The organism is Serratia sp. szju, from assembly GCF_044594185.1.
Taxonomy (GTDB): Bacteria; Pseudomonadota; Gammaproteobacteria; order Enterobacterales; family Enterobacteriaceae; genus Serratia; species Serratia bockelmannii.
The window spans coordinates 5,099,019-5,122,754 of sequence record NZ_CP172576.1 but is presented as its reverse complement, the minus strand read 5'-3'; the positions used below and the strand labels follow the sequence as shown (position 1 = coordinate 5,122,754).

Genomic DNA, 23,736 nt, shown 5'->3' with positions numbered 1-23,736 from the left:
TCGATTCAGTGCGGGTTCTGCTCTTCGTGAGCCTGCTGCTCCCGCTTCACTTCCTGCGCGCGCTTGCGCAGGCCGAACCAGCCCAGCGTCAGCAGCACCGCCAGCACCGGAATGGTGGCGATGGTCCAGGTGCCGTTCGGATAATCGAACGCCATCATCACCACGACGACCAGCAGGAACGCCAGCGTCAGCCAGGAGGTGAACGGCGCGCCCGGCATTCTGAACGATACCGGCTGCGCACGGCCTTCGCGCACGGCTTTGCGCAGGCGCATCTGGCAAACGATGATAAACGCCCAGGAGGCGATGATGCCCAGCGAAGCGATGTTTAGCACGATCTCGAAAACCCGCGACGGCACCAGGTAGTTGAGCACCACGCCGATCACGTAGATGCCGCAGGTAACCAGGATGCCGGCGTAAGGCACCTGCTGGCTGCTCATTTTAGCCATCAGCTTCGGCGCGGAGCCGCCCATCGCCAGTGAACGTAGGATGCGGCCGGTGGAATAGAGGCCGGAGTTGAGGCTGGACAGCGCGGCGGTCAACACCACGATGTTCATGATGGTGCCGATGTAAGGCACGCCCAGCTTGCTGAAGAAGGTCACGAACGGGCTTTGGCCGGCCTGATAGGCGTTCCACGGCAGCAGCAGCACCAGCAGCACCACGGAGCCGACGTAGAACAGGCCGATACGCCAGATCACGCTGTTGATCGCTTTGGGCATCATTTTAGCCGGATCTTTACACTCGCCGGCGGCGGTGCCGATAAGCTCGATGCCGGCGAAGGCGAAGATCACCCCTTGCACCAGCACCAGCGCCGGCAGCAGGCCGTGCGGGAACATGCCGCCGTTTTCGGTGATCAGGTGCATGCCGGTGGTGTGGCCGGCGACCGGGGTGCCGGTGCCGAGGAAGACGACGCCGACAATCAGGAACAGCGCGATAGCGACGACCTTGATCAGCGCGAACCAGAACTCCATCTCGGCGAACCACTTCACGCCGATCATGTTCATGGTGGCGACGATGCCGAGCGCGCCGAGGGCAAACAGCCACTGCGGCACGTCGGCAAAGGTGCCCCAGTAGTGCATATATAGCGCCACCGCGGTGATGTCGACGATGCCGGTCATCGCCCAGTTGAGGAAATACATCCAGCCGGCGACGTAAGAGGCTTTCTCACCGAGAAACTCGCGGGCGTAAGAAACGAAGCTGCCGCTGGAAGGGCGATGCAGCACCAGTTCGCCCAGCGCGCGCAGGATGAAGAAAGAGAAAATCCCGCACACCAGGTAGACCAGCGCCAGCGCCGGCCCGGCCAACTCGAGACGGCCGCCGGTACCGAGGAACAAGCCGGTACCGATGGAGCCACCGATGGCGATCATTTGGATTTGCCGGTTGCCCATGCTTTTGTGATAACCGGATTCATGAGAGTCTAGCCAGCGTCTTCTGGCGGCGTGTTTGTCATCCGCCGACTTTTTTTGTGAGTGCATTATCCGTCCTGTTTACCTGTCTATGATGAACTCCGCTCTGAGCTGCAGAGCAAACGATTGCCATTAACAATCGTAATGAGAATGAGGTCGTGGCATCATTCCGCTGTTTATTGTGTATACAGCCGCCATTAAATAACGGCGTGGCATGCTACCGTTTCCCGATAAATGTGGCAAAAAAACCTGCGTACAAAGTGTGAACAATGGTGTGTATTTTTTAAACTGAAAACAAAAACGCATATTATTCAGTAAGATGAGTCTCATTATCAACACGGAAATATCGAACGATAAAAGTGATTGAAATCACAGAATAATAATTACCGTGCAAATTAAAGGGATTTGGAGGTTATTTTGCGTGAGGGGGGAAGGCGGGCGGAAAATAAAGCGATGGCGCCTGCGCGGCAATGAGCGTGCGCAGGCGAATCGGACGAGGAGCAGGCTTAGGCGGATTCACCGGCCGGCAGAGCCGAAGCCGGCAGGCCGAACAGCTTGTCGAACGCCCAGTTAAACAGGAAGGTGTAGCAAGGAATGATGACGATCAGCGCCATATCCAGCAGCAGCGCCTGCCACAGCGTGATGCCCATCCACCAGGCGATCAGCGGGATCAGATACACCACCAGCGTCAGCTGAAAGCCGACGGCGTGCAAAATGCGGCGTTTGAGCGTGCGGGTGCGCGACACCTGGCGGCTTTCCCACCACTCGAATAAATAGTTGTAAATAAAGTTCCAGCTTACCGCGATGGTGGTGATCACCACCGCCAGCGGCCCGGTGCTGCTTGGCGCATGGCCCGACAGCAGCGCCAGCCCCAGCGCCGAGATCGCCATGCCGATGATTTCATAAGCGGTGACATACACCAGTTTGCGTTTGACGCCTTGCATCGTTTTCTCCCGATCTGTTTTTAGTTGCCTCTGTGGCGACGGCGGCTAAGATAACGTCAATCACATTGATAGAAAAAGTCAGGAGCTGTCAGTTTTTCTGACAGGTTGAGCGATGAATTTTTCCAGCGACAACATCGAACTGTTTTTGGCGGTGCTCGACCGCGGCTCATTTTCCGCCGCCGCCCGCGCGTTGCGGCGCGTACCGTCTGCGGTCAGCATGGGCATCGCCAACATGGAGGCGGAGCTCGGTTTCGCCTTGTTCGACCGTTCTCACCGCGAACCGACGCCGACCGCGCTGGCGCTGGCCCTGGCGCCGCACGCCCGCCTGATCGCCGGGCAGCTCAAGCAGCTGCAGGTGCACGCCATCGAGCTATCCCAGGGGCTGGAGAGCCGGCTTTCGATCGGCGTGGCGTCGGATATTAACGGCGCCGGCCTGCTGGCGGCGGTGAAAACGCTGTCGCAGCGTTATCCGCTGCTGAACATTGAAGTGCTCAGCGCGCCGCAGGACGACGTGCTGCACATGCTGCATCAGGAGCGCATCGGCGTTTGTCTGGCGTTCGGCGGGCTGAACGTCAACAGCGCGGAACAGTTTCACTTCGTCGGCGCGGAATCGCTGGTGGCGATGCTGTCGCCGCAGCATCCGGCGCTGGACGGCGCGGCGGGTGAGCTGTTTCTCGAAGATCTGGTCAACGTGCGGCAGATCATGGTGGCCAGCCGCGATCTGCCGATCGGCGATCTGCGTCCGCAGGTGGCGGAGGCGTATTGGCGCACCGACAGCCTACCGATGGCGCTGAACATGGTGGAGGCGGGGCTGGGGTGGGGAAATTTCCCGCTGTCGCTGGCCGAGCCGCTGCTGGCGCAGGGGCGGCTGGTGCGGCTGAAATTCAAAAATACCAAGAACGAACTGCGCTTGCCGATGCATTTGATCTGGCTGAAGAACCGCCCGTTGGACAAGGCGGCGCGCGAGCTGGTCGAGCTGATGCGCACGGCGCCGCAGGAAAGCTGACGCCCGCTGCGTTTGCTTACTCCGGGTGGCGTTTACGCCACCAGAAACGCACCAGCAGGATGGCGGCGATCGCCAGCGCGACAAACAGCAGGCCGGAGAGTTTTTTGTCGAAGCCGGTAACGAAGCGTTCGATCGCCTGGCCACCAAAATAACCGAGCATGACGAAGATCGTCGCCCATAAAATAGCGCCGAGGATATTGAGCGGTACGAAGCGCGACGGCGGCAGGCGGCTGGCGCCGATCAGCACCGGGCCGATGATGCGGAAACCGTACATAAAGCGCACCCCGATAACGAACAGCATCGGGTGGCGAGCGATCAGCCTTCTGGCGCGCGCGATGCGCTTTTCCTGTCCCTTGAGCCGCGAGATGACGCGGCCTTCAAACCGGCGGCCGGCGAAGTACAGCAACTGGTCTCCCATCATGCCGCCCAGCGCCACCACCGCGATCACCCACGGCCAGTGCAGCAGCCCTTCGTGGGCGGCGATGCCGCCCAGCAGCGTGATGGTCTCCCCTTCCGCCAGGCAGCCGATAAACAACGCCCAGTAACCGTAGTCCGTAATGTAGTGGGCCAAATCGGTCATTCCTTACTCCTTATGTGGCTGACGCATAAGGGCAAGTATACGCCCGATCGCTAGCCTTGGGCGATTTGGGCCACCAACGCTCTGCGCCGCGCCAGGCTTTCCGCCATTTGTGCCTGTACCTTGGCGTAAATGTGCGGCGGGGCCAGTTCCGGCGTGCCGCCCTCGAACGGCGGGGCCGGGGCGTATTCCAGATAAAGTTGGATCGTCTGAGCGGTGTCTTCGCCGTGCAGTTCGGCGATCAGCGCCAGCGCGAAATCGATGCCGGCGGTGACGCCGCCGCCGCTGATTACGTTGCCGTCGCGTTCTACGCGAGCAGCGCTGGGTATGGCGCCGAACAGCTTCAGGCTATCGCGCATAGACCAGTGGCAGGCGGCGCGTTTACCCAGCAATAGCCCGGCGGCGGCTAGGATCAGCGAACCGGTACACACCGAGGTCAGGTAGCGAGCATCGGTGCCCAGCCGACGGATTTGCCGCATGAATGCTTCATCCCGTAATGCCTGGGTGCAGCCGCTGCCGCCCGGCACGCACAGCACGTCGCAGCGCGCGATCTCCGGCAGCGGGCGCAGCTGAGTGAAGTGCAAGCCTTCCGATTCGACATCCGCGCCGTCTACCGAAGCGACGATGATTTCCGCGCCCGGCATGCGGCGCAGAAACTGCAGCGGGCCGGTGAAGTCGAGTTGGGTGACGCCTTGATAGATGGGAAATACAATCACGAGTGGTTCAGACATGACATTCGCCTCATTTTTATCGTTGGACCTGGGCCATAATAGCCGCCCTGTTTTTGGCTGATATGACAGATAACCCTCAAAAAGCGCCATCATGAAAACGATCGGTTTTGTGGTCTTTCCCGGTTTCAACCTGCTGGACTTTGCCGGCCCGCTGGCGGCGTTCGATAATGTCAACCAGTTTACCGATCCGCCGGCCTACCGCTGCGTGGCGATTTCGCCGCAGGGTGGCATGGTCGCCAGCTCGGCCGGGGTGGAGATCGCCACGCAGCCATGCGGCGACGAGCGTTTCGATACGCTGGTGGTGGCTGGCGGCAGCGGCAACGTGATGGCGGCGCAGTCACCGGCGCTGACGGGGTTCCTGACAACCCATAGCCGGCGTGCGCGGCGCATCGCCAGCGTGTGCACCGGCGCGTTTATTCTGGCGGCCTGCGGCTTGCTGGACGGCAAGCGCGCCACCACCCACTGGTATCACGCGGCGCGATTGCAGCAGAGTTATCCGCGTATCCGTGTCGACAGCAACCGCATTTTCATTCGCGATGGCGATATCTGGACCTCGGCCGGCATCAGTGCCGGCATCGATCTGGCGTTGGCGCTGATCGAAGACGATCTGGGCGCCACCCTGGCGGCGGCCGTGGCGCGGCAGCTGGTGGTCTACCACCGACGCCCCGGCGGGCAGTCGCAGTACTCGCTGCTGCTGGCGCTGAATCCGTCGTCGGATCGCATGCGTACAGCGCTGTCGTTCGCGCGCGAACATTTGCACTTGCCGCTGTCGGTAGCGGATCTGGCTGACGCCGCCTGCCTGAGCGAGCGTCAGTTCGGCCGGCTGTTCCGCGCCGAAACCGGGCAGACGCCGGCCAAGGTGATCGAGCAGCTGCGGGTAGAGGCGGCCAGGGTACGCGTCGAAGAGAGCGCCGAGCCGCTGGAGGCGATCGCCCGTTCGGTGGGGTTCAGCGATCCAGAACGCATGAGACGGGCGTTTATCCGCGTCTTTGGCCTGTCGCCGCAGGCGATCCGCCGGCTCGGCCGCGCGGGATAATTTTTTGCCACGCCTGGCGGCGGGGCACATCAGAGGAGCAACGGATGTATCAGGACTTTGAGAGCGAATTGAGCTGGGCGACGCGTCATATGCCGCGCACCCGGGCGGCGATGGCGGCGTTGCCGGACCTGCACGGGGTGCGGCTGGCGTGCAACATGCACCTGGATTTGAAAATGGCGCCGCTGGTGGCCGGCCTGCTGGACAAGGGCGCGGCGATCTTCTTGACCACCTGCAATCCCACCACGGTGCAGGACGATTTGGTGGCCTGGCTGGAACGGCGGGGCGCGCAGGCCTATGCCTGGCGTGACATGAGCGCCGGCGAATGGTCGGAATCTTTCGACCGCGCGCTGGCCTGGCGGCCGACCCACCTGTGCGAAATGGGGGCGGATCTGACCACCCGTCTGCACCAGTCGCCGGGTGGCCCGCAGATCGTCGCCGGGCTGGAGGCCACCGGCTCGGGCATCAGCCGGTTGAACGGCGTGGCGCCGCGCTATCCGATCTTCAACTGGGACGATCTGCCGGTGAAAGAAGGGCTGCACAATCGGCATATGGTTGGGCTGACCGCCTGGCATACCTTCTTCCAGACCACCCATTTGACGCTGCACGAGAAGCGCGTGCTGGTGATCGGTTACGGCCTGGTCGGGCAGGGGACGGCAGCGGCGGCCAGGGCCTACGGTGGCCAGGTGATGGTGGCGGAAATCGATCCGGCGCGCGCGCTGCAGGCGCGTTATGACGGCTGGCAGGTGGTGGATCTGGCGAGCGCGATCGCGCAGGCGGACGTGATCGCCACCGCGACCGGCGCGAAAAACGTGCTCTCGGCGCAGCATCTGCAACAGGCGCAGGACGGCGTGTTTATCCTCAACGTCGGCCACGTGGCGGAAGAGATCGACGTCGGCTTCCTCAAGGGCTTGCCGCACCACGAGCCGATGCCTTATGTGAACGCTTACCAACTTAATGAAAAGACGGTCTATTTGCTGGCCAATGGCTCGATGTTCAACCTGACCGCCGGCTATGGCGACAGCCTCAACGCCTTCGACGTGACGCTGGCGGTGATGGCGGCCGGCATCGGCCATATCGTCGGCGCCGGGGCGCGGCAAACGCCGGGGCTGTACCTGCTGCCTCAGTCGGCCTGGCAGCCGGCGCTGTAACTTTTTCTACGCGGGCGTTCATCCCAGAGCGCCCGCGGGCTGCGTCGTTTTTCGGCCGACAGAATTTGTCACAAATCCGCCATACAATCCCAGTGCCAAGCGCTGAACCCTCACATATAATTCGCTGAGTTCAAGCCCCCATTTCAGAGTAATGCCTGTGAAAATACGTGTTTTGGTTCTGACCCTGCTAGCTTTGCAGGCGGGCGCAGGCTTTGCGCCGCGCGCGCTGGCCAGCGACAACGCCGCCGCCGTACACGCCACCCAGCCGGAGCTGGCCTCCGGCAGCGCGATGGTTGTCGATATGCAAACCCATAAGGTGATGTACGCGCGCAACCCGGATGAAGTGGTGCCGATCGCCTCGATCACCAAGCTGATGACCGCCATGGTCACGCTGGACGCGCACCTGCCGCTCGACGAGATGCTGTCAGTGGACATCCACCAGACGCCGGAGATGAAAGGGGTGTATTCGCGGGTACGGCTGAACAGCGAAATCAGCCGCAAGGACATGCTGCTGCTCGCGCTGATGTCGTCGGAAAACCGCGCGGCCGCCAGCCTGGCGCACCACTATCCGGGGGGCTACAACGCCTTCATCAAAGCGATGAACGCCAAGGCCAGGGCGCTCGGCATGACCAATACCCATTATGTGGAACCGACCGGGCTCTCTATTCATAACGTGTCGACGGCGCGCGATCTGACCAAGCTGCTGATCGCCACCAAACAATACCCGTTGATCGGCCAGCTCAGCACCACCACCGAACGCATGGCCAGCTTCAAGGATCCCAACTACACGCTGCCGTTCCGCAACACCAACCACCTGGTGTACAACCCGAAATGGAACATTCAGCTGACCAAGACCGGCTTCACCAACCAGGCGGGGCACTGCCTGGCGATGCGCACCATGATCGGTAACCGCTCGGTGTCGCTGGTGGTGCTGGACGCCTTCGGCAAATATACCCACTTCGCCGACGCCAACCGTCTGCGCAGCTGGATCGAAACCGGCAAGGTGACGCCGATCCCGGCCGCCGCCCGCGACTATCGTCGCCAAAAAGACGCCAGCCTGGCGAAAAACGCCACCGAATGACCCGCCTGGCGGCCTGCTCATTTGCAGCAGGCCGCTATCGGCCCTCGGGCCGCCTGATGACAAATCCCCGCTCGCGATCGCCGTCGAAACCTGCTTTGAGATAAAGCTGGTGCGCGCCGGTGCGTTGCTGCCCCGACAGCAGCATCACCTTGTAACAGCCCTTGCGCCAGGCCAGCTGCAGCGCGTATTCGATCATCGCGAGCGCCACGCCGTGGCCGCGATAGGGCTCCGCCGTCACCACATGCTCAATAACACCGAACGGCTGCGCCTGGTGTGCCAGCCCCGGGATCAGCGCCAGCATGCAGGTGGCGATCGGTTGTTCCTCGTCCGCTGCCACCACCAGACGGATCGCCGGATCGTCCAGCAGACGTTGCAGGGTGCGGCGCGCATCGTCGGCGCGCAGCGGCGCGTCCTGCGGGCGCAGCTCGCGATACAAGGCTAACAGGCCGTTGAGATCGTCCGGCTGCGCCAGGCGATGAATGATGCTCATGGTTGCTCCTTTCCGCCGCTTCAACGGTAATCCGCTATCCTCCATTAATACCACAACGTTTGCCGGAGGGGATGTTATGAGTCAGGTTTCGACCTTTGTCATGTTCCAGGGAGAGGCGCAGCGGGCGATCGATCTCTACAGCCAGGTGTTCGAGCGTTTTCGGCTCATGCAGGTACAGCATTACGACCCGACGCCGGACGGCCGGCGATTGATCAAGCATGCTGCCATCGATTTCGATCGGCAGAACCTGGTGTTTATCGACAGCCCGATCAGCCATGACTTTAGCTTCACCCCGGCGGTGTCGCTGTTCATCAACCTGCCTAACGAAGAAGCGTTGGAGCGGGCGTTCCACCGGCTGGCGGAGGGCGGCAAGGTGCTGATGCCGCTCGATGACTACGGCTTCAGCGCCCGTTTCGGCTGGCTCAACGATCGTTTCGGCCTTTCCTGGCAGCTCAATGTGCCGGCGGGCGATCTGCCCTGACGCTAAGGGAGAATGTGCAAAAGAATGGTAATTACTGCTGTTATTTCATATTGTTATAACCATTTTGGCGAGGAGCTTTGCCGTAGGAAATACCGACAATATTCATGGAAAGGTGCGCTTTGATTGATTTTGACCGCTATGTTGAGCAAGCGAAGTCTTACGGCGAGTGGCCGGGCGGGCATGTGGAGATGTCGTCCGGTCGCGTTGAGGGATTGAGCTATCGCCTGTATCGGCAAACTGCCGCGAGTGCAGACGTGATGGTGGTGTATCACGGCGGCGGGGTTAACAGCGCTGCCGGGTATGACGTCCTGGCGCGCCAGTTGGCGGCCGAGCCAACGCTCGCGGTGTGCCTGGTCGATATTCGCGGACATGGCGATTCCACGGGAGAGCGGGGGACGGTTGAGCGGCCTGAGCGTATTTGGCGCGATGTCGATATCATCCTGGCAGAAATGCGCCGCCGGTTTCCGCTGGCGCGCAGACACCTGCTTGGCCATTCGAGCGGCGCCGGCATGTTGCTCAACTACTTGACCCGTTACCCTGGCGAACAGCAGGCGGACAGCCTGATCATGCTGGCGCCCGAGCTGGGTCCATTTTCCGGGATGGCCCGCGATCTGGCGGCGGCGGCCCGTTTTGCTAAAGTGCGACAATGGCCGTTTGTCGCCAATGCGCTCAGCGGCGGGCGCTGGTTTGGGCAATCCCGGGCGGTCAGCCTGAATTTTCCCCCGGCTGTGCTGGCCGCCGCCCCCGATTTTGTCTGCCAATACAGCGTCAATATGGCTAACGCGTTGACGCCACGCACCCCGGCAAAGCAACTGGCGGCGCTGCGATTGCCGACCTTGCTGCTGGCGGCAGCGCAGGATGAGCTGTTCAATGCGCAAGCGATGCAGCGCTTCGTCGAACAGCATGGCAGTGCGCATGTTGCCTTTGGCTTGCTTGAGGGCAGTACGCATTTATCGTGCGTTTTTGAGGCCCACGGTCATGTCCTGCGCTATCTCGCGGGCGTATTCGCTATCGCATCCGATTGAGACGTATCCGCGTAGCTGTTTGTTTATCAATCACTTCTTCTCCACCGCTAACTGGACGGAGGAGTGGTGATTAAGATCACGAAATTAGTTAATAAATCTTTATGAATTTGATTGCATAATGTTAACATCCTGCCGCTTTCATTAGGCTTGCTAATGATATTCTTATTGTCAAGGAATGCTCAGGATGGATTACCAAAACGTCTTTCAATTGACGGATCAGGAAAGAAACGAGTTATTTTCGGCATTAGATAAAATTGCTTACGATCCCGCCGGCGGTGATGCGTATATTCACGCTATACGTTCGGCCATGATCACCCACTTACCCCACAGATTAAGCGCTGCATTAAGCCAGCAAAAGGCGTCAATCAAACCACGGCCTTATCTTATTTTAAAAAATGTGCCGGTGGATAAAGAAGTGTTCTTTTCCCCTTGTCCGAACCAATATACGCCTTCGGCCAAATCAGGGAATATCAGTGAAAACCTGTTGGTCGGCATCTCTTCGCTAATTGGTGAACCCTATTCGATGTATTTCGAAGGGAAAGAACTGATTAATAATCTGATCCCCAAACGCGACGCCAAAAAAGAATATACCGGTCTGGGGTTCGATGTTGAATTGGATTTCCATATTGAAAATGCGGCCCTGAAACACCTGGAGCAGTTCAACGTCTCGCCGATGGGGTTGCTGTTAGCCGGCGTGCGCCGCGATCCGCACAGCCCGATGACGCGTATCTCCGATTCGCGTTTGGCTATCGCTCAACTGAGCCGCGAGGACGTCGAAACGCTGGCCAGCCCGCTGTACAGCATCAAGCTGCCATACCGTTGGCGCCAGTCCACGCAGGCCGGGCGCGAAGAAACCGCGCTGGTGCCGCTGATTTCGCAAAACCATGTTCTGCCGGATGTGAGCGCCGTTTTCTATCCCGGCATGATTGCCGCCAGCACGCCGCGAGCGGAAGCCGCGCTGGAGCGTTTCTACGGGCTGGTGAAAGAAAATGCCATCGGCATCGATATTTGCCCGGGCGATTTGGTGTATATCGATAACCGTTTTGCGCTGCATTCACGCGATAAATTCACGCCATCTTTCGATGAAAGAGATACGCCGTTGCGCTGGGTACAACGCGTCTTCATTTCGGCAAGCTTGTGGAATCACCGCAACCTCAATCAGGTTGAAGAGCGCATTTTCTCGATTTAAGGTTATTATTCATGCTGAACGTTTTTCTTTCTATATTGCCGATTTTTTTGTTAATCGTGCTGGGATATTTGTCAAAACTCTATGTTAAAGACGTTGCCGTATTTTGGGGCTTCTCAGACAAATTCGTTTATTACCTGTTTTTTCCGGCGCTGTTGATATTGGATATCAGCGAGGCGGATTTTAGCGGCGCGGACAGCTTTTATCCCGTTGTGGCGACCATAGTTTCCACGCTGGCCATCGCGTTGATTATTTTCGTTGGCAAACTGTTTTTCAATACGTCGGCCGATCTGTTTACCTCTATTTTTCAGGGCGGAGTCAGATACAACTCTTATGTATTCATCGCGCTGTCGCAATCGCTGTTCGGCAGCGAGGGGGTGGCGCTGTCCGGTTTCTTCGTGGCCTATATGATCATTCTGACCAACATCATGAGCGTGTTGGTGATGAACCATTACGGCACCGGCAGCAAGAAAAGCCTGAGCGGCGCGCTGCTGGCGCTGACGAAAAACCCGCTGATCATCGGCGCGTTGTTCGGGGTGCTGATGAACCTGTGCAACCTGCACATCACCGGCGCGCTTAAACAGCTGTTCGTTTATCTCTCCAACGCCGCCACGCCGCTGAGCCTGATGTCGGTCGGCGCAGGGTTGATCGTCAGCATGCATATTCGCAAGCTGGTTTCCATCTCTTATGCGACCGTGCTGAAACTGGTGGCCATGCCGCTGATTACCATTGCGCTGGTGCACTATTTCGGCGCCACCGGCGTGCCGGCCAGCATCGCCATTCTCTACTCCGCCGTGCCTTGTGCCGGCAACGCCTATATTCTGGCGCGGCAAATGGGGGGCGATCATGAAGCGATGGCCTCCATCATCACCTGGACGACGCTGCTGTCGGTGATTACCGTCACCTTCATCCTGGGCAGCGTAGCGCTTTAACGTCGGCGCCGGGCGGCAATCGCCCGCCCGGCATTTTCCGAGATCCTCCCATATCCTTTCATGATGCTTTACCGCTATGCTAAACATAGAATGGCCCGTGAATATGAAAAGGATGAATTATTTTGGCAGGAAGTAGCTTACTTACCCTCATCGACGACATTGCCTCGTTGCTGGACGATGTCTCGTTAATGAGCAAGATGGCGGCGAAAAAAACCGCCGGGGTGCTGGGGGACGATCTGGCGCTCAACGCGCAGCAGGTCACCGGCGTTAAAGCCGACCGCGAGCTGCCGGTGGTGTGGAGCGTCGCCAAAGGCTCGCTGATCAACAAGGCGATCCTGGTGCCGCTGGCGCTGCTGATCAGCGCCTTCGCGCCCTGGGCGATTACGCCGCTGCTGATGGTGGGCGGCGCCTATCTGTGTTACGAAGGGTTCGAAAAGGTGTTTCACAGCCTGAGCCACGGCAAGGCGGCGCAGGAGGAAAAATCGGACGGGCCCGGCGCCAATGAGGACGCCGCGGCTTATGAGAAGCGCAAGGTGAAGGGGGCAATACGCACCGACTTCGTGCTGTCCGCCGAGATTATCGCCATTACCTTGGGCACCGTCGCCGGCGCCACCTTTAGCCAGCAGGTGATCGTCTTGTGCGGCATCGCCGTTGTGATGACGCTCGGCGTGTACGGCATCGTCGCCGGCATCGTTCGGCTGGACGATCTGGGGCTATATCTGAGCCGCAAACGCAGCGCAGTGGCGCGCTCCCTCGGCGGCGGCATCGTGCGCGCCGCGCCTTATCTGATGAAAACGCTGTCGATCGTCGGCACTGTTGCCATGTTTATGGTCGGCGGCGGCATCCTGACCCACGGCCTGCCGCCGGTGCATCACCTGTTCGAAGACTGGGCCTCGTACACCACCGTGGTGCCGACGTTTGGCCATCTTTTGCAGGGTGTGGTTCCGGCACTGCTGAACGTGGCGTTCGGGCTGGTGGCCGGCGGCGTGGTGCTGGCGGTGGTGTCGGCGCTGGGCGCGGTACGCGCGCGTTTCAAGGCATGATGAAAAGTCTCGCCCCGGAAGGGGCGGGACGTATGAGACGGATTAAAAGATCAGTTTGAGAACGCCGGTAATCGTCAACAAACCCACGATGAAGATGATGGCGACAATCCACAGAATAATTTTCATTCACTTCTCCCTTACCGGTTAGATGGCGTGCGCGATTGGCGCTAACTCAATGAAATCCCTCTTCACTATAGACGCTAACTTCCTATCGTGCGTCGCCATGCATTCAAGGATGCCGATTGTCGCCGTCACCCAGCGCGCGCTGCATAATCTGCGTGTCACGCCATTCCCCCAGTTTGAACCCCACGGCCTTTAACGTTCCGGCGCTGGTAAAGCCGAGCGACTGGTGTAGCGCCAGCGAGCCGTGGTTGGCGGCGGAATCGCCGACGATCGCCAGCATCTGGCGCCAGGGGCCTTGCTCGCAGCGGGCGATCAGCGCGCTCAGCAGCGCCTTGCCGACGCCTTTCCCCTGTTGCCCTTCGGCGATATACACCGAGTCTTCTACGGTAAAGCGATAGGCCGGCCGGGGGCGATATGGCGTGGCATAGCAGTAGCCCATAACACGGCCTTCGCTTTTCGCCACCAGCCAGGGCAACCCGGCTTCCCGCACCTTGCCTAGCCGCAGCTGCATTTCCGCCAAGGTCGGCGGCTGTTCTTCAAACGAGGCGGCACCGTACAGCACGTGGTGAGTGTAAATTTGCAGCACGGCGGCCATATCGTCCGGCGTGGCATCGAGGAGGCTGAGTACGGGAGCGGAGAGCGTCATGGTAATGCCTGTTTACCTTGGAAATCAGCAGATAAACGCCATTATGCGCGCCGCTCGCCGCCGGGATAAATCGGGTTTTCTTATGGTGAGATAAGAAAATCCTATGAGCTATTCAGCCGCGCATCAGCCGGGCCACGGCCTGGCGCAGATAGGCCAGCAACGGCGGAGTCAGCCAGGTGCCCTCGGTCAGCGAGGGTTCCCGTTCCATCGCTTCACGGATCTTCATCTGCGTCGCCGGGTTGGTGCCGGCATAGGATTGGAACAGCGCCAGCCAATCGGCCGCCAATCGCACCGCCTCCGGCGAATCGGCAGGTATGCCGTCGTTCATTGCTTGATGGAATTGAGCGATCAGAGCCGGCCACTCCTGCAGGCGGGTGAAATAGTGTTGACGCACGTAGGCGTACTCTTCCACCGACAGGTATTTTTGATAGACAGCCAGCTTGGTTTCGGCAAAGGCGCGGGTGATGTAGTCCGTCATCGTCGGTGTAATGCCGGTCTGTTCGCGCATCGACGGTTCGTCGGCGTGCATGGCGTTAAGCCGGGTGAGAAAGGCCGGGTTGCCGGCGGTGTCGCGTTCCAGCATCAGCATCCAGCGGCGTGCCATCGCCTGAGCCTGTGGCGCCTGAGGTTCGATGCCTTCCGCCATCAGTTGTCCCACGCTGCTCACCAATGCAGCCCATTCCTGATTGCGGGTGGGATCAGCTTGGTAGAATGGTAGTTGCATCAGCTCATCGGCGGTAAAGTATTTATCGTACATGGTCATTAACTCCAACGTAGTCAGCCAGTCGTTCAGTTCCGGTTCGTGCCCGGCGGAAAGTTGGGCATGCATGTGCTGCAGCCGGCCGCGCAATGCGGCGATCTGTGCCAACTGCTGCTCCAACATGGCGATCTGCTGCTCAATCACCGCCGGAAGCGCTGGCCCTGAACGCGCGAGAATTGCCCCGACTTCCGCCAGCGAAACGCCCATCCGGCGCAGCGCCTGGATGTGGTGCAAGCGGGTGATGTCAGCCCGGTTGTATAAACGATAACCAGCGTCGGAACGCGCAGAAGGGACCAGCAAACCAATGCTGTCATAGTGATGCAGTGTGCGAACGGTAATGCCGGAACGGCGCGCCAGTTCGCCGACTTTCAATAACATATGTAGCTCCTCCCTTGTGCGTGCCGGGATACTAAAGCCTGACGCCACGTAAGGGTCAAGAGCGGGAAGAAAAGATGACGTTTTAAAAATCGGTAGGCGCCAGAGAGGCAAAAGCCCAGCTGGATGGCTGGGCTTCGCAGGTCCCTGAAAGGGAGGGTATAGCATAAGGGCCTTTATCGGCTACGGCGACAATTTCACCTGATTTGTCTGTTTTGTCAACAACAGCGTACTGGTCAGAACAGCATATTTTTGGCATTGATCGACTTAATGACGGCGCGTTGTATGTCAGCAACAAGCTCGCGCGACAGACACTGGGTAAGAAAGCCTCTCTCTTTACGGGCTCTGTTCAGCCGTTGGCGGCTGACTTGCTGCACCAGATCGCCCTTTGCCCAGCGCGTTTGCGGATGAAGGAATCTCATATCTTCGATGAGTTCACGCGTGATTTCGATGTGCAATCCCCGTTCGATCTTGTTCGAATCTCTGGTGGTCGACAGCGGTACGATAATGCAGGCGTTGCCGTTAATTTTGCCGTTTAACACAACAACTAAACGGTTCTTCACCATTTCTGGTGGAATGTGGCCATCATAAAAGCCGGCTTCATGCGGTTGGCAGACTGATAGGGGATAGTTGCCATAGTTGCACTCGAGAATTTCCCCGACCTTGGGGGCAAATTTGATCGGCATCGATACACTCCTTTGTTGTGAACAATCCGTGTTATGGAGGAATGAGCATGCGGGCGTTTTGCTTTTAGAGAAAGGTGTGGCGTAAGGAAACGGGGAATGAAAGTGAAATATTGCGGATTCGTGCGCAGAATCCGCCTTGATGGTGGCCGAATTTACCAGCCTTTCACCGCGCCGCCGTTGAAGATTTTCTCGGCCGCTTTGGCGACTTCGTCCGACTCATAGGCCTTGATGAAGTTCTGTACGTTTGGCGCGTCCTTGTTGTCTTCGCGGGTGACGATGATGTTGGTGTACGGCGAGTCCTTATCCTCGATGAAGATGCCGTTTTTGGTCGGCGACAGGCCGGTCTGGTTGATGTAGGTGGTGCTGATGACGGCGACGGTGACTTTCGGATCGTCTAACACGTGCGGCAGCTGCGCACCTTCCAGCTCCATGATCTGGTAATGATGCGGGTTGGCGCTGATATCCAGCGCGGTGGGCAGCAACCCTTTGCCAGGCTTCAGGCTAATCAGCCCGGTTTTTTCCAGCAGCAGCAGGGCGCGCCCCAGGTTGGTCGGATCGAGCGGGATGGCGATCACCGCGCCGTCCGGCAGTTCTTTCAGCGATTTTATCTTTTTGGAGTAGCCGGCCATCGGGAACACGAAGGTATTGCCGACCGCCACCAGCTTATAGCCGTGATCTTTGTTTTGCTGTTCGAGGAACGGGCGGTGCTGAAACACGTTGGCGTCCAGTTCGCCTTTGTCGGTGGCGTCGTTCGGCAGCAGCGAACCGCTGAAGCCGACCAGCTCGACGTCCAGCCCGTATTTCTCTTTCGCCACCTGCCTGGCGACTTCCGCCACGTCCTGTTCCGCGCCGTTGATGACGCCGACTTTGATATGGTTTTGGTCGGTTTTTTGATCGCAGCCCTGAAGCGCCAATACGGCGGCGAAGGCCGCCGCCAGAGGGGTGATACGCCAGCGTAAGGTCATCGAAGTCTCCCTGAAAAAAACAATAAAATCAGTTGGTTTTTGTCCTTACAGCTAAGCCTGAACCGCCGGCGAAGTCAAACGCTCGTTCAGCATAAACGGCTATAGCTTATAGCCGTTATGCGGCGGTGATTATCGGCTGAGCGAACGCAGCACCACGATGCCCGGCGTAGCCATCACGTAATCCATAAAGGGTGAGTCGACGACCTGCATGTTGGCCTTGCGCGAGGAGGCGTTGCGCAGCACCGGGCCATGGTCGGTCATCACGAAGATGCCGGTGTGGGTCACGTCCAGCCCGGCGAGGTTGGTGTAAATACCGATGTAGTCGCCGGTGCGCAGCTGGGCCAGCACCTTGTCGTCGACGTTGTCGCTGGGAATGTAGGTGACGCTGCGCTGCACGTTGGGCAAGCCGGGCAGGTAGCTGCTGCCGTCCGCCTTTTGATTGAGGTTTTTCACGAGGCTGACGGCGTGCGGGCTGAGCTGGGCGGTGATGTCTTCGGCCACTTTTTTCGGCCGCTGCGCCCAGTCGGTGAAGAAGTGTTTGCGCTGCGGGAAGGCGATGTTGCCGTCGACGTAGCGAATGTCTACCAGGCGCTGAACGAACTCGGCTTCGCTGCGGGCGGTGCTGAGCGCTTCCACATAATCGATGTAGGTGAAGCAATCCAGTCCGCGGAAGTCGATCACCAACTGCTCGGGCGTGTTCTGCGAACCGATCAGACGGTTGGCGAGATACGGCGTGCCGAGAAACTCGCGCGAAATCAAATCGACGGTGCGACCATGCGGCTGCGCGGCGGGCCAACCGGCGCGCAGCGCGAGGATCTCACGCAGCTTGCTGCGGGTGCTGGCGTCCATCTCCGGCTGCACGCCCGGCGGCGAAACGGTGACGTCGGTCGGCGGCGTCGCGGGGGAGACGGCGGTGGAGCGTTCGGCGCATCCGCTCATAGCGATAGCTAACATCAGTAAAACAGCCTTGTTCTTGTTCATACGGCCCTCCATGGGTGTCGCTGGCTTATCAGAGTAAGTGATAACAGTTCTCATCCGATGGTAGGGGTTAAAAAGTAAACATCACCTCAATGGCAATCGATAAATCAGTAACCGATTTCGCTATTGAACGGCAAATACCAGAACAGCGCGATTTCGTGATCGGCGATCTCCGGTTCGGCGCGGTACAGCAAACGGTCGATGCCGCCGAGGATAAACCCGTAATGCTGGTAACAGCGGCAGGCCGCCAGATTGTTGTTCTGCGTTTCGAGCATCATACCTGAGGTTTCCTGCTGCCGCGCCCACCGTTTGGCGCAGTCCAGCAGTGCCCCGGCGATGCCCTGACGGCGCGCATGAGCGCTGACGGCGATCTCGTCGATCAGGGTGTAACCGTTCCAGTTTTTGCTCAGCGTGATATGGCCAACGGCGTCGTTCTGACGATACGCCAGGAAGGTCACGCTGTCTTCGTTGGCGAACGGCGCCAGCGGATACCGTTTGCGAAATGGCGCCACCGGGCGGGTTGGCCAGCTGTCCACCGGGCTGTCGAACTGCGGCAGGGCGTAACAGGCGATGGTGAAGCTGAAATCGCCGCGGGCCAGATAATCGTCGGGCAACGCCTCAATGGCCGCGATGCGGATGGCCGGGTTCATTACGGCAGCTCCCGCAGCAGACGCGCCGGGTTGCCGGCGTAGATCCCCTTGCGGGTGATATCGCGGGTCACCACCGCCCCGGCGCCGATCACCGCGTCGTTGCAGATCTCTACCGCCAGGATCGTGGCGCCGGAGCCGATGGACACCCGATCGCCGATGCGCGTGCGCCCCCAACTGGCCGGATCGGCGTTGGGCGCGCCCTCTTTGAACAGATCGTTGGCGAAAGTGACGCCGTGGCCGACAAAGCACGCTTCGCCGAGGGTGACGTATTCGCAGATAAAGCTGTGCGACTGAATTTTACTGCGCGCGCCGATGCTGACGTGGCGCTGGATCTCGACGAACGGGCCGACGAAGACATCGTCGCCGAGCCGGCAGCCGTAAAGATTGCAGGGCTCGACAACGGTAACGTTGCGCCCGGCGTCGACGTCGACGATCCCCGCCTGACGGGTGGTGATTACGGATGACATGACCTTCCTCGCAGCCTGGTTTTTATGGTGGGAGTATAAGACAAAGCGCTGCGGCGTTGCGCTTTCCGCACGTTTTTTCGCCGAAAGACTATAATTAGTACAGGGGAGAGAGCCCCGTGGCCGCAATCCTCGCACGGGTAGCAGTCCGTCGGAGGTGTGAAATTCGTTCGCCGATCGCGGCCTACGGCGAGATAGGAGGTGTCTCATGGTCAGTCATGTTTGGGGACTTCTGGCGCATCCCAGCGCCGAGTTCGAACAGATCAAAAGCGAGAATGAAAGCGTCTCGCACCTATACACCCATCACGTGTTGCTCTTGGCAGCCATCCCGGTGGTCTGCGCCTTTATCGGCACCACCCAGTTGGGCTGGCTCTCCGGCGAGGGACATGCCATCAGGCTCGACATGTTTACCGCGTTTTATACCGCCGTGGCGTTCTACCTGCTGATGCTGGCGGGCGTAGCGGCCATGGGGAAAGTCATTCACTGGATGGCGCGGCGTTATGAATCGCGCCCCAGCCTGCACCGCTGCATGGTGTTCGCCGGCTACGTGGCGACCCCGATGTTCCTCAGCGGGGTAGTGGCGCTCTATCCGGTCGTCTGGCTGTGTCTGTTTGTCGGCATTATCGGCCTGTGCTATTCGGGCTATCTGCTGAATCTGGGGATCCCGCACTTCCTGAATATCGACAGTAAGGAAGGGTTCATCTTCTCCAGCTCGACCTTCGCCATCGGCATTCTGTTGCTCGAGCTGCTGCTTGGGGTGACGGTGCTGCTGTGGGGGTACGGTTCCTGGTTGTTCTGAGTTAACGGCTGTTGTTGCCCCCGCGCCGGTGGAACGGCGCGGGGGCTTTTGCTTTTATGCGCGGCGGAAAACCAGCATCACGCCGAGCACGATGCCCGCCATGCCCAGCAGGCTCAGCGCGGCTAGCGCGTGGCCGAGCAGCAGGTAATCCAGCAGGGCGGTCACTGCCGGGATCAGGTAGAACAGGCTGGTCACCTGCACCAGATTGCCGCGCTGGATAAGGCGATACAGCAAGAACGTCGCCAGCACCGAGATCACCACCGCCATCCACAGCAGCGGCAGCACGAACGCCGGCCGCCATTCGACCCGCAGCGGCTCAAATGGCAGTGCCAGCGTACACATCAATAATCCGACGGCATACTGTAGCGGCAAGACCGCCAGCGGCGGCTGCGTCATGCCTTTTTGCAGCAGAGTGCCGGCGGTCATGCAGCCCAGCGCGATAAAGGCGAACAGCATGCCGCTCAGCGAGAAGTGGGCCACCATCAGGCTTTGGTACACCACCAGCGTCAGCCCGACCATCGCCAGCGCCAGGCCGAGTGCCCGCAGCCCGGTGCAACGCCGCTCGGTGATGAACTGGGTGAGAATCGGCTGTACGCCGAGCAGCGTCGCCAGCACGCCGGGCGTAATACCTTGTTCCAGCGCCAGCAGATAGCAGATTTGATAGCTGCCAATCATCAGCACGCCGATCAGCACGACGCGCCAGCGGGTGCCGGGGGCGGGGAGGCACTGGCGCTGCCACAGGCCGATGACCAACAGCACCGCCAGCGCGATGGCGCAGCGGAAGAACAGAAAAGCGAAGGCGGAGGCGTGCTCCAACCCCCAACGGGAGAAGATCGCGCCGCTGCTCCAAAGCAGGACGAACAGCGTAGCCAGGCCGGCATTGGCCCAGAGAGAAGGTAATCGCATATCAATTTCACCTGTCGTGAAAATTACAGGCTCCGGCGCGCGCGGCGGTCTACGCCTGAACGCAACAGATCAATAAGCCGGAGGTAAAAGTCGGTGTGGCTTAGCGCACAACCACAATGCGTGGCGGGTAAGCGGCAACCGCTGAAACGACAGAGGAAACGGCGGGTGGGGCAGAGGAAGCACACAGCAAAACGACGGCCGGAACGGTCGCGCTTGTCGGATCTGTGCTGTGCGCCAGGTAGGTCATGTGAGTTCCTGCAAACCGGAAATAAAACTTATCGCTTCAAACATAACCAAGTTCAGCGGGGCGTGCAATCGGAAATCACAATGGTTTAAATGATAATACAAATCATTATCATTAATTAAAAGGTGTGCTATGTTGCTTTTGCCGCGCAGTGTTGAAGCAGGGGCGCGGCTTGCTCCCAGTCTCGCGGCACGCAGCGCGTGCGGCAAAAGAGGTTGCGATTCGCTTTTGCAGAAGGCGCGGAATCGTGGTAAAAATATTGATATGTTATAATATAACAATTGACGCATAATGAATTCAGTTCACGACATCCTCCGCGTTGATGGAGTTAGCCTGACCGGCCACGGCGGGGCATTGATACTCGACAACATCCATTTCGCGCTCCGTTCCAGTGAAAAGCTGGCGGTGATCGGCCCTAACGGCAGCGGCAAGTCCAGCCTGTTGCGCGCCCTGATCGGCGAAACGCGGCCGGACAGCGGCGGCATTTACTGGCGAGGGCGCGCCTTGTCCGAGTGGCCGGCGGCGGAACGTGCCAGAAGCATCGCCTTTCTGGCACAAAACGATCTGCCGGATTTGCGGCTGTCGGTTGAGGACTACGTGGCGTTGGGCCGTTTACCGCATGGCGAACGCTCTGCGACGGGAAAGCGCATTGTTGACGAGGCCATCGGGGAAACCGGGCTGGCGCCGCTCAGGCACTGCCCGTTGGGGCGGCTCTCGGGCGGTCAGCGTCAGCGTGCTGCACTGGCCCGGGCGTTGGCGCAGTCTCCCGATCTGTTGTTGCTGGATGAACCGACCAATCACCTCGATCCGCCCGGGCGCTCGGCGCTGCTGTCGTTAGTGAAAAATAAAGACATTGCCGTGATTGCAGTGCTGCACGATTTGCCCGTGGCAGAGGCGTTTGCCGATCGGATCCTGGTGCTCAACGAAAGCCGCCAGGTAGCCTGTGGTACGCCCGAGGCGGTGTTGCAGACCCCGGTGATTTTGCCGGTGTTCGGCATGAACAGTTTCAAGGTGGCGCACCCCGTCAGCGGGAAAACGCTGCGTATTTTTGACGTTCCCCATTGCGCTTGATAAACCAGAGAGAAACATGAACACACGCGTATTCCCCCTGCTCCTGCTGCTGGCCGGCGGGGCGGCGGCGGCCGAAAAATTTCCCGTCACCGTAGAAAGCTGCGGTACGCCGGTCACCTTCAACCAGGCGCCGCAACGCGCCGTCATCAACGACATCAATATGGCCGAGATGGCCTTTGCGCTCCATTTGCAGGATCGCATTGTCGGGCTGACCGGCATCACCGGCTGGTACAAACTGACGCCCGACTTCAAGGCCGCGATGGGCGCCATTCCCGAACTGGCGCCGAAATATCCTGCTCTGGAAACGCTGCTGGCAGCGCAGCCGGACTTTTTCTTCGCCGGCTGGAATTACGGCATGAAGATCGGCGGCGACGTCACGCCGGAGACGCTCGCCCCGTTCGGCATCAAAACGCTGGTGCTGAGCGAGAGCTGCGTACAGGCCGGCGGGCGGCCGCAAAAGGCCGATATGAACCTGCTGTATGACGATGAGCTGAAGCTCGGCAAGATTTTCGGCAAGCAGCAAGAGGCCACCGCGCTGGTTGCGGGCTGGCAGCGCCGGTTGGCTGCGCTTCCCGCCAGGCCGGCGGGCCAGCCGCCGCTTAAAGTGTTCGTCTATGACTCGGGGGAGGAGAAGCCTTTCACCAGCGGCAGATACGCTATGCCGACGGCGATCGTCGAAGCGGCGGGTGGCCGCAACGTGATGGACGATTTGCCGGCGAGCTGGACGACGGCGTCCTGGGAAGCAGTGGCGGCGGCCGAGCCCGACTTCATTATTCTGCTGGATTACCAGACCGGGTCGGGCGCCGATGCGCTGCGGCGCTTCCTCGAGTCTCACCCGTTGATGAAATTGACCCCCGCCGTACGGCACCACCGTTATCTGAAACTGCAGTATGCGGAGCTGACGCCGGGGCCGGCCAACATCGGCGCGGTGGAAAAGCTGGCGCGGGCGCTGTACGCGCCGGAGGCTGAATGAATTCGCCGACCCGGCGGTTTATGCTGCTCGCACCGCTGGCGCTGTCAGTGTTGTGCGGGCTAATGATCTGGAGCCTGCAGCTGGGCAGCGTCGCGTTGTCATGGCGACAGGCGTTTGCGGCGTTAGGGCTCGGTTCGGCGCCGCTTTCCGGCATGCTGGACACCATCGTCGTGCAACTGCGGGTGCCCAGGGCCTTGTTAGCGGCGTTAACCGGCGCCGGGCTGGCGATGACCGGCGCGCTGCTGCAGACCACCACCCGCAATGAGCTGGCCGATCCTTTTTTGTTTGGGCTCTCCTCCGGCGCCTCCGCCGGCGCGGTGCTGGTCATCACGCGCTTTGGCGATGCGCTGGGCGCGCTGACGTTGCCGCTGTCCGCTTTCGCCGGCGGTATTTTGTCGGCGATGGCGGTGATGATCCTGTTTCGCGTCAGCCGGGTCAGGCGCGCCGAGCAGCTGATCGTCTGCGGTTTGGCGGTCTCGTTTTTGTTCAGCGCGCTCACCAGCTACCTGGTGTTTTCCGGCGATCAGCGGGCGGCCGGTTCGGTGTTGTTCTGGTCGCTGGGCGGGCTGGGGTTGGCGCGTTGGGATAATCTGTTCATTCCGCTGGCGAGTTTTGTGCTGCTGGCCGGGTTTACGGCGCTGCGTTGGCGGGCGCTGGATGCGCTGCTGGCGGGCGAGCAAACCGCCCATTCGATGGGGGTCAATGTGGCGCGCCTGCGCACCGAGACCTTTCTGTGCTGCGCATTGTCTACGGCGTTTCTCGTTTCGCTGACGGGCGTGATTGGGTTTGTCGGGCTGATGGTGCCTTATCTGGCCCGGCGCCTGGTGGGCGTGCGCCATCGCTTGTCCGTGCCGATGTGCGGCCTGCTGGGGGCGATGCTGCTGACCGGCGGCGACATGCTCAGCCGCAGCCTGATCCCCCATCAGGAGCTGCCCATCGGCATCATTACGGCGGGGCTGGGGGGCGCGTTCATCGTCTCCTTGCTGCTGCGTGCGGAGCGGTGAACGCCGCCC

The 23,736-nt window shown here is 60.0% G+C and carries 27 protein-coding genes; 13 read left to right on the top strand and 14 right to left on the bottom strand.

Going from position 1 to position 23,736, the window contains the following annotated elements:
- Window positions 1–5: 5 nt before the first annotated feature.
- Together ansP and RE418_RS24340 are read right to left on the bottom strand one after the other, a co-directional pair.
- Window positions 6–1,472: an L-asparagine permease gene (gene ansP / locus RE418_RS24345; RefSeq protein ID WP_025301945.1), complete on the bottom strand. Its 1,467-nt coding sequence runs from the start codon at window positions 1,470–1,472 to the stop codon at window positions 6–8.
- A 437-nt stretch (window positions 1,473–1,909) separates the two neighbouring features.
- On the bottom strand, window positions 1,910–2,347 hold the full coding sequence (locus RE418_RS24340; protein WP_004939694.1) for a PACE efflux transporter: 438 nt from the start codon (window positions 2,345–2,347) through the stop codon (window positions 1,910–1,912).
- A 112-nt stretch (window positions 2,348–2,459) separates the two neighbouring features.
- Between RE418_RS24340 and RE418_RS24335 the strand changes: the two genes are divergently transcribed.
- On the top strand, window positions 2,460–3,353 hold the full coding sequence (locus tag RE418_RS24335) for a LysR family transcriptional regulator (protein WP_025301946.1): 894 nt from the start codon (window positions 2,460–2,462) through the stop codon (window positions 3,351–3,353).
- 16 nt (window positions 3,354–3,369) lie between these two features.
- Here the strand turns inward: RE418_RS24335 and RE418_RS24330 are convergent, their stop codons facing one another.
- Window positions 3,370–3,933 (bottom strand): DedA family protein, encoded by a 564-nt coding sequence (locus RE418_RS24330; protein WP_025301947.1) that lies wholly within the window; start codon window positions 3,931–3,933, stop codon window positions 3,370–3,372.
- A gap of 50 nt (window positions 3,934–3,983) precedes the next feature.
- Entirely contained in the window at window positions 3,984–4,661 is a 678-nt protein-coding gene (locus RE418_RS24325; protein ID WP_089180652.1) for a DJ-1/PfpI family protein, read from the bottom strand.
- A gap of 91 nt (window positions 4,662–4,752) precedes the next feature.
- On the opposite strand from RE418_RS24325, the gene RE418_RS24320 reads away from it, so the two are divergent.
- From RE418_RS24320 to pbpG, 3 genes are all read left to right on the top strand, one after another.
- A complete protein-coding gene (locus RE418_RS24320) occupies window positions 4,753–5,697 on the top strand; it encodes a GlxA family transcriptional regulator (RefSeq protein WP_043136768.1) in 945 nt (314 codons plus the stop codon).
- 44 nt (window positions 5,698–5,741) lie between these two features.
- Window positions 5,742–6,845 (top strand): adenosylhomocysteinase, encoded by a 1,104-nt coding sequence (locus RE418_RS24315; protein ID WP_399675662.1) that lies wholly within the window; start codon window positions 5,742–5,744, stop codon window positions 6,843–6,845.
- A 151-nt stretch (window positions 6,846–6,996) separates the two neighbouring features.
- Window positions 6,997–7,926 carry a D-alanyl-D-alanine endopeptidase gene (pbpG, locus tag RE418_RS24310; RefSeq protein WP_025301951.1) on the top strand — a complete coding sequence of 310 codons (930 nt, stop codon included), beginning with the start codon at window positions 6,997–6,999 and terminating at the stop codon, window positions 7,924–7,926.
- Between the two features lie 34 nt (window positions 7,927–7,960).
- Here pbpG and RE418_RS24305 read toward each other — a convergent pair whose 3' ends face one another.
- Window positions 7,961–8,416 carry a GNAT family N-acetyltransferase gene (locus tag RE418_RS24305; protein ID WP_016928647.1) on the bottom strand — a complete coding sequence of 152 codons (456 nt, stop codon included), beginning with the start codon at window positions 8,414–8,416 and terminating at the stop codon, window positions 7,961–7,963.
- Window positions 8,417–8,492: 76 nt separating this feature from the next.
- Here RE418_RS24305 and RE418_RS24300 point away from each other — a divergent pair, with 76 nt between their 5' ends.
- The 5 genes from RE418_RS24300 to RE418_RS24280 all read left to right on the top strand — a co-directional run bounded on the left by RE418_RS24300 (window position 8,493) and on the right by RE418_RS24280 (window position 13,083).
- Window positions 8,493–8,897 carry a VOC family protein gene (locus RE418_RS24300; RefSeq protein WP_049203833.1) on the top strand — a complete coding sequence of 135 codons (405 nt, stop codon included), beginning with the start codon at window positions 8,493–8,495 and terminating at the stop codon, window positions 8,895–8,897.
- A 119-nt stretch (window positions 8,898–9,016) separates the two neighbouring features.
- Window positions 9,017–9,922, top strand: a complete 906-nt coding sequence (locus tag RE418_RS24295; protein WP_233494383.1) for an alpha/beta fold hydrolase — start codon at window positions 9,017–9,019, stop codon at window positions 9,920–9,922.
- A gap of 184 nt (window positions 9,923–10,106) precedes the next feature.
- Entirely contained in the window at window positions 10,107–11,111 is a 1,005-nt protein-coding gene (locus RE418_RS24290) for a TauD/TfdA family dioxygenase (RefSeq protein WP_089180655.1), read from the top strand.
- Window positions 11,112–11,179: 68 nt separating this feature from the next.
- Entirely contained in the window at window positions 11,180–12,040 is an 861-nt protein-coding gene (locus RE418_RS24285; protein WP_225735610.1) for an AEC family transporter, read from the top strand.
- Window positions 12,041–12,162: 122 nt separating this feature from the next.
- Window positions 12,163–13,083, top strand: coding sequence for a DUF808 domain-containing protein (locus tag RE418_RS24280; protein ID WP_025301960.1), 921 nt, complete (start codon window positions 12,163–12,165; stop codon window positions 13,081–13,083).
- Between the two features lie 229 nt (window positions 13,084–13,312).
- On the opposite strand, the gene RE418_RS24275 is transcribed toward RE418_RS24280, so the two are convergent.
- From RE418_RS24275 to RE418_RS24245, 7 genes are all read right to left on the bottom strand, one after another.
- Window positions 13,313–13,852: a GNAT family N-acetyltransferase gene (locus tag RE418_RS24275; protein ID WP_025301961.1), complete on the bottom strand. Its 540-nt coding sequence runs from the start codon at window positions 13,850–13,852 to the stop codon at window positions 13,313–13,315.
- Between the two features lie 112 nt (window positions 13,853–13,964).
- The gene (locus RE418_RS24270) at window positions 13,965–14,990 is read right to left on the bottom strand and encodes a MerR family transcriptional regulator (RefSeq protein WP_025301962.1); all 1,026 of its coding nucleotides are present in this window, start codon (window positions 14,988–14,990) and stop codon (window positions 13,965–13,967) included.
- A gap of 233 nt (window positions 14,991–15,223) precedes the next feature.
- Complete coding sequence (locus tag RE418_RS24265; protein ID WP_049208951.1) at window positions 15,224–15,673, bottom strand: type II toxin-antitoxin system PemK/MazF family toxin; 450 nt, start codon at window positions 15,671–15,673, stop codon at window positions 15,224–15,226.
- Between the two features lie 152 nt (window positions 15,674–15,825).
- Window positions 15,826–16,638 carry a MetQ/NlpA family lipoprotein gene (locus RE418_RS24260; protein ID WP_025301963.1) on the bottom strand — a complete coding sequence of 271 codons (813 nt, stop codon included), beginning with the start codon at window positions 16,636–16,638 and terminating at the stop codon, window positions 15,826–15,828.
- A 129-nt stretch (window positions 16,639–16,767) separates the two neighbouring features.
- A complete protein-coding gene (locus RE418_RS24255; protein WP_049208950.1) occupies window positions 16,768–17,619 on the bottom strand; it encodes a DUF1460 domain-containing protein in 852 nt (283 codons plus the stop codon).
- A gap of 104 nt (window positions 17,620–17,723) precedes the next feature.
- Entirely contained in the window at window positions 17,724–18,266 is a 543-nt protein-coding gene (locus RE418_RS24250) for a GNAT family N-acetyltransferase (RefSeq protein WP_043136785.1), read from the bottom strand.
- Window positions 18,266–18,733 carry an acyltransferase gene (locus tag RE418_RS24245; RefSeq protein WP_025301966.1) on the bottom strand — a complete coding sequence of 156 codons (468 nt, stop codon included), beginning with the start codon at window positions 18,731–18,733 and terminating at the stop codon, window positions 18,266–18,268. Before RE418_RS24245 ends, RE418_RS24250 begins: the two co-directional genes overlap by 1 nt.
- 205 nt (window positions 18,734–18,938) lie before the next feature.
- Between RE418_RS24245 and RE418_RS24240 the strand changes: the two genes are divergently transcribed.
- Complete coding sequence (locus RE418_RS24240) at window positions 18,939–19,529, top strand: Yip1 family protein (RefSeq protein WP_019453944.1); 591 nt, start codon at window positions 18,939–18,941, stop codon at window positions 19,527–19,529.
- Between the two features lie 54 nt (window positions 19,530–19,583).
- On the opposite strand, the gene RE418_RS24235 is transcribed toward RE418_RS24240, so the two are convergent.
- Both RE418_RS24235 and RE418_RS24230 read right to left on the bottom strand, forming a co-directional pair.
- A complete protein-coding gene (locus tag RE418_RS24235; protein ID WP_025301968.1) occupies window positions 19,584–20,435 on the bottom strand; it encodes a DMT family transporter in 852 nt (283 codons plus the stop codon).
- Window positions 20,436–20,678: 243 nt separating this feature from the next.
- Window positions 20,679–20,969 (bottom strand): hypothetical protein, encoded by a 291-nt coding sequence (locus tag RE418_RS24230; RefSeq protein ID WP_213928302.1) that lies wholly within the window; start codon window positions 20,967–20,969, stop codon window positions 20,679–20,681.
- A 64-nt stretch (window positions 20,970–21,033) separates the two neighbouring features.
- Between RE418_RS24230 and RE418_RS24225 the strand changes: the two genes are divergently transcribed.
- The 3 genes from RE418_RS24225 to RE418_RS24215 are packed head-to-tail and all read left to right on the top strand — an operon-like array spanning window position 21,034 to window position 23,727.
- Window positions 21,034–21,750, top strand: coding sequence for an ABC transporter ATP-binding protein (locus RE418_RS24225; protein WP_089180656.1), 717 nt, complete (start codon window positions 21,034–21,036; stop codon window positions 21,748–21,750).
- Between the two features lie 16 nt (window positions 21,751–21,766).
- Window positions 21,767–22,723, top strand: a complete 957-nt coding sequence (locus RE418_RS24220) for an ABC transporter substrate-binding protein (RefSeq protein WP_025301970.1) — start codon at window positions 21,767–21,769, stop codon at window positions 22,721–22,723.
- A complete protein-coding gene (locus RE418_RS24215) occupies window positions 22,720–23,727 on the top strand; it encodes an iron ABC transporter permease (protein ID WP_060432641.1) in 1,008 nt (335 codons plus the stop codon). Before RE418_RS24220 ends, RE418_RS24215 begins: the two co-directional genes overlap by 4 nt.
- The last annotated feature ends 9 nt before the right edge of the window (window positions 23,728–23,736 follow it).